At 28.1% G+C, this 6,244-nt stretch carries 5 protein-coding genes; 4 read left to right on the top strand and 1 reads right to left on the bottom strand.

Annotation, left to right across the window (positions count from 1 at the left end):
* Positions 1 to 160: 160 nt before the first annotated feature.
* The gene (locus OIF36_04820; GenBank protein MCV6599776.1) at positions 161 to 3,076 is read right to left on the bottom strand and encodes an insulinase family protein; all 2,916 of its coding nucleotides are present in this window, start codon (positions 3,074 to 3,076) and stop codon (positions 161 to 163) included.
* A 667-nt stretch (positions 3,077 to 3,743) separates the two neighbouring features.
* Here OIF36_04820 and OIF36_04815 point away from each other — a divergent pair.
* From OIF36_04815 to OIF36_04800, 4 genes are all read left to right on the top strand, one after another.
* The gene (locus tag OIF36_04815; GenBank protein ID MCV6599775.1) at positions 3,744 to 3,875 is read left to right on the top strand and encodes a hypothetical protein; all 132 of its coding nucleotides are present in this window, start codon (positions 3,744 to 3,746) and stop codon (positions 3,873 to 3,875) included.
* A 47-nt stretch (positions 3,876 to 3,922) separates the two neighbouring features.
* A complete protein-coding gene (locus tag OIF36_04810; protein ID MCV6599774.1) occupies positions 3,923 to 4,054 on the top strand; it encodes a hypothetical protein in 132 nt (43 codons plus the stop codon).
* Between the two features lie 48 nt (positions 4,055 to 4,102).
* Positions 4,103 to 4,234: a hypothetical protein gene (locus OIF36_04805; GenBank protein MCV6599773.1), complete on the top strand. Its 132-nt coding sequence runs from the start codon at positions 4,103 to 4,105 to the stop codon at positions 4,232 to 4,234.
* Positions 4,235 to 4,344: 110 nt separating this feature from the next.
* Positions 4,345 to 5,994 (top strand): ABC transporter ATP-binding protein/permease, encoded by a 1,650-nt coding sequence (locus tag OIF36_04800; protein ID MCV6599772.1) that lies wholly within the window; start codon positions 4,345 to 4,347, stop codon positions 5,992 to 5,994.
* Positions 5,995 to 6,244: the final 250 nt, after the last annotated feature.

Genomic DNA, 6,244 nt, shown 5'->3' with positions numbered 1-6,244 from the left:
ATCATCATTGAACAAGAAAATATGAGTGTAATCAGGGTCTAATTCATCTATGTAGTGTGCCGATGCTTTTATAAGATTATCAGAAGCCTGTTCATATGTAGATATTCTTTGTGAATAAGATGTTAAATCGTTGATATTATCTGTACATTATATTTCACTTTTAGTCTAAGTGTATTAGATTACGAAAAATAGTTTCATTTTCTTTGAGTTTTTGATTATTACCTAGAACACATAAGTAGTTTTTATCTATTACTTTTTGAAGGATGTTTGAAATCTCCTTTAACTCATTCACAGTAACTCCAAGAATTTCATCTCTTTCTTTTTGTAAATCTGTGTATGTAATGTTTCTAATATAATGTGATGTTTTAATGATACCGCTAGCTTTAGGATTAAGAGTTCTGTCTAGATCACTTATTGTTCCAATAATGCAATTTCGTAAAATATTCGATTCAGAGTTAAGATTATTAAAATAAATTTTTGTCTGGTTATACATGTTTAAAGTTCTCACTAAATGAGGATCTTTATATGATGTAATCATCATATTACCGTTTTTTTGAACTAACAGCTTACACCCATAGGCTCCACCATTTTCTCGTATTTTTTTGTATAGGAAATCATTGTTAATTATTGTTTGAAATACTTTCATAGCTCCTGAATAGTTATAACCTAGTTTTTTATAGTTAAAACCCTTTGAGATATATTGCAAACTTAATGAACACATGATTCCTTCATTTAATTGTTGTGCCTTGAAGTTATGATTAAGTTTCTCCATCTTCTCATTTGAAATACCAACCAAAGCTTTCTCATAATGGTTCATGAACTCATGAAATCCGACATGGTCACCCGTATAACTAATTAATAGATTATAACAGTTAAATACTTTTTTATAAACTTTATTAAGCTTGATGATTACATCTTGCGAATTAATATCAAAATCCTTTATTAATTTGATTATGAACCAATAAAACTTAAATCCCTTAATTTCCTCTTGATATTTTGCTGGTTCACTAAAGTATGATGTTAAACGATTTGAGGTAAATGTATCTCCAAATTTGTTGAATGTCATCTGATATTTAGATTTAATGGTTGAAAGGATCTCGCGTATTTTTGTAGTGTTGTCAATTAATGTATCTTTAATTATTATGTTGATAAAATAGAACATATTTAATAATTTATTAGAATGTACTTTTGATGAAACAACCATTTTAGGATAATATAAATCGAGGTTATTTATGTCAGTATATACACGTGTCAGTAGCTCAATACCACCAGTAGATTTGTAAATTGCATTTGAAAGTTCATAACTAGTCATGGTATCTGTATCCAGGTTTCCTAATAAATATGTTAATACTTCGAGGTATTTTATTTCCTCACAATCTAATATCTTTGTATCAAAAAGTAACTCTATATATGCTACACTTTGAGTACATGTGTTATTGTATATTATTGTTATATTGTTCTCTTTGTATATTTCTTGGAGATGTATGGGTACTGTTTGATTTATGTCGTTTATACTTAGTTTTGGAATTGTATCTATACATTCTTTAGAATCTTCAGTTAACTGCCTCGTGCGAAGTTCATTATTCTCTTCGATTAATAATTTTAACTGATTGGGATCCATTGACTCTTTATGCTTTTCTAGTTTTTTCTGCAATGAGTTTCTTTTACTTTCAAGAAGTTTCCTAGGTTCCAAAGTTATTATTGATGAATGCTGATTATTTAATAGATTTGTTTCAATAAACTTCTCAAAAAAATTCGATTTAATTTTGTCTCTTAACATCTTAATATGATAATTGAATGATAAAATATCAGTTGGATGGCCATCATATAGCCATGAACTTAACGATAACATATTGTAAATTGAGCCTTTTGTTGCATATCCGTAGTTTTCAAGTAAATTAAATTCAATAATATTAACAGACTTTTCTAGCAAGCCTTTATCTATTCCGGTAGAAATAATTCGAGAGAGACTATAATAAATTGCATCCTCAAACTCACTTTTTTGTGATATTTCTGCGTTTGCTACTATTATCGATAAATGGATTTGTTTACCACTTCCGATGTTACAAATGACATTATCGCCTATTCCAGAATTAAGAAGAGAATTTCTCAGAATACCAGTAGATTTGTCGGTTAATATGATTTTGAGTACTAATGAAATTAGATGAATATCAACATTTTTAGCTTCACCTATAACAAAGTTCATACTTAAATAAGTATTCTTAGATATATCATCATTTGATAATATATCATAGTAGTCAGATAATCTTATTCTCTCTGAAAACTTGTTTTGTAATGGTATGTTGATGTTTTCACCTGTCTTCTTGAACTTCGAAAGATATTCCTTATCTATATGTTTAAGATATTTTTGAATATCACCATCACCATAAATAAAAAAATAGCTGTTCTGAGGATGATAATGTTTTAAATAATACTCTTTAAGTTCCTCATATCTTAGGTTAGGAATATAATCAGGATCTCCTGCGTATGAATACTTGTAAGGAGTATCAGGATAAAGAGATAAATTAATTAAATCTTTCAATTTACTCATTGGAGAAGAATAAGTGCTTAGCATTTCATTATAAACTACACCTTTATATTTAATCTGGTCATTATTACTATTAATATTGTAATGCCAACCCTCTTGCATGAATATTCTTTTATCTTTCATAAACTTAGGGAAAAACACACTGTCTAAGTATACATCCATATAGTTTTCAAAATCTTTGTTATTCTTACTTGATATTGAATAAATAGTTTTATCATTAAAAGTCATTGCATTAACATAATTTTTTAACGATCCTTTGGACATATCTACTATTGGGGCCTTTGTCTTATACTTTCGAGAACCCAGTAATACACAATGCTCAATAATGTGAGATACACCTGTATTGTTATTAGGTGGTGTTTTGAATGAAATTGAAAAGACTTTGTCATTATCCTTATTTTGGATATGCAATAGTTTTGCTCCGCTAATTGTGTGAACATAAAGATTAGCAATTGAATCTATTGCCTTAATATTTTGAGTTTCAAGCAACTGAAACCCATTATAAAACTTATTTTTTTTAGTTTTCATGTTTACCTCCTACCACTACGATTGAGCATGTGAATCAAATTATTTATAGTATAAAACATGAAAATATACTTGTAAATTTAATTTAATTAAAAAGTTAGGAGTGCATCCTTTTAATATAATTGTTATTCGCTGGAATAATTCGGTGAATAAGGTTATAGTTTAGTTGCAGATTCGATATAACAAGAAGAAATATAGAAATAAATTCAAGTAACGAGAAAAAATGATTGACAAAGTATATTAATGTATAATATAGTGTTATAAATGGTTATATTACATAGTTTAACATCTAATCCGATTTTGTTCATAAAAACAGAAAAAAATCATTAATACATATCATTTCTATGGTTATATTTATACATTGTTGATAGAAGGCAAGAATAGATTGTTTAGTTTTTGTTTATTGTGAGATATTAAAACTCGTTAAGCATACAAAAAAATTGAAAGGAGGATAGGATGAACTTAATCAAATATGGTTAATCTTTTTAAAGCTTAAAAAGTGATATGCATTTGGTAAGAATTGTTGAATTGATTAAATTTTCTGAACATTCAATCAGTATATATGTTTTGAAACTAACGTTTATCAATTGCGTATTAAGGATGGCGTTCAGATTGCTATCATAATTATCATCATAATAAAATAAGTAAATAATAAAAAAAGGAGGAAACTATGAATAATTTATTGAAATTACAAGAACTTGAAGATGTTAAAGAGTTTGACTACGTTGAAGCAAGTTGTACTTCTTGTGCAGCTAGTAGTTGTAATGGAGACGGCGGTAGCGGTGGCAATGTAATGCTTTAAAAGCAATTACTGTAAAAAAGTTATGTATAGAATAATAGGAGGACAAAATGAATAATTTACTTAAATTACAAGAACTGGAAGAAGTTAAAGAGTTTGATTATGTTGAAGCTAGTTGCACTTCTTGTGGATCACAAAGTTGTAATGGAGACGGTGGTAGTGGTGGTAATGTAATGTTATAATCAAGGAAATGAATCACTCTATAAACATATATTATTTAGGAGGAACACGTGAATAGTTTATTGAAGTTGCAGGAAATGGAAGAAACTAAAGAATTTGATTATGTTGAGGCTAGTTGTACCTCGTGTGGATCACAAAGTTGTGATGGCGGTGGTGGTAGTGGTGGTAATGTAATGCTATAATGCACATTATTCGTTTATGAACTGGCGCTTATCATTGAGCATTATGAAACCACCGAAAGGTGGTTTTATAGTGTTATAACTGTGAATTGATTTACTATTTGGAGGTATAGATGAGAAAAAAAAGTTTAATAGCAGAATATGGTAATAGAAAACTATTAGTTTTAAATTACTTCTTTATGATTGTTACAGCATTGGATGGTGTAGTTATCCCGTCAATTATCGCTTCATTAATAATGGCGATTGAGCAGGGTGAAGTTCGTCAGTTATATACAAACTTTATATTGGGTATACTAGCTTACTTGATTATACGTACAGGATTGTTTTTGTGGCAGATTTATAGACAAAAGCTAATAGCCTCGTTTAATTTTTCAGTGAAAAAACAGTTAAGTGATGGAATATTTATTAGGAATTATGAAATTAATAATGACTCATTGTACAGTCTTATTGTTAATGATTTTAAACTACTTGAAACACATTATATAAGTTCTTACTTGAGTTTAGTTTATTGTGTTATTTTCTCTGCAATTTCTGCAATATATGTTTTAGTAATAGACTTCAAACTAGGTTCATTATTTATAATAAGTTCTGTATTTCCGTTAATTGTGCCTAAGTGTTTTGAGAGGAAAATTCAGAGGGCAACGGAAAGATGGTCAGCAATGAGTAATGACTTTCTAAAAACTTTAAGAGAAAATTTAGATGGTAATTTCGTAATTAGATTATTTGATAGAGAGATAGTGTTTTTAAAGAAATTGCTTAGAAAGTTAAAGGATGTTGAAGAATCAAATTATGTAATGAATAAGTTGGTTTTTGTTTCTGGTTGGATTGCAAATTTATCTTCAGGAATATTTACATTTGTACCTTTAATGATTGGTGGATATTTTACAATAAAAGGTTCAATATCCTTATCTCAGTTAATGGCTGTTTATCTAGCTAGTGACAGAATTATTTCTCCATTACTTAATGGAATTAATCACTATAATCGTGTAAAGTCAACATATGGTATTCGTGAAAATATATCTAATATTATTTTAAATAGTTCAGTTTACCAAGATAATGAGCAGAACAATACAATTGATAATATTTTTCCTATAGAACTTAAGTCAATTAGTTTAAGTTATGGGGAGAACAAGGTTTTTGATAATTTAGGTTTACAAATACATAAAGGAGATAAAATTCTTTTAAAAGGAGAGTCTGGAAGTGGTAAAAGCTCATTAATAAGTATCTTAATGGGGCTGAATAAAAATTATATTGGATCTGTTACTTTTGATAATGAAAATGCAGAGAATTACACAACAAAAGCTAAAAGTTTTAAAATAGGATATTTTTCTCAAATGCAATTTATGTTTGATGATACAATAGTGAATAATATAACATTAGGACATGAGTATCCTCAAGATGCTATAAATTTAGTATTGCAAAAAGTGAAATTGCTAGGTGTAGTTAATGAAAAAGGACTTGATTTTAATATTGGGATTAATGGTGAAAATCTTTCTGGTGGACAGAATGCAAGAATTGCATTGGCTAGACTATTGTTACAAGAATATGATTTATTACTTTTAGATGAGTTTTCATCATCATTAGACAAAAATACACATGATGAAATTAGATCAGTAATATTCAATGAATATGACTCATTTATTGAAATATCCCACTCTGAAAGTATTAGCAGTTCAGGATTTACTAAAATAATGAACATTGATAATTTTGGGATAAATGTTAAAATGCTAGATAAAACTGATGCGATCAATGAGATAAGTTAGTACTATTTAAAACTTATTAATTAGGAGGAAGAAATAATTCATAGCATCTATGTTCTAGATAAATTCATTGAAATTAGATGAAACATGTAGTGAAACTACTATATGTTTATTATATATGAGTTGCGCAAAATAATTGAGAGTTATCCACAGGCAAATTCAAGAAATCTAAAGCCATGAACAAAAAAAAGGACACCAAAATAAGAGTGATGAAAAATAGATTCATCTCAATTATGATATTAGTGTTCTGATA

The organism is Alphaproteobacteria bacterium (genome assembly GCA_025800285.1).
In the GTDB taxonomy this organism is placed as follows: domain Bacteria; phylum Pseudomonadota; class Alphaproteobacteria; order JAOXRX01; family JAOXRX01; genus JAOXRX01.
This window is presented reverse-complemented; position numbering and strand designations above follow the sequence as displayed.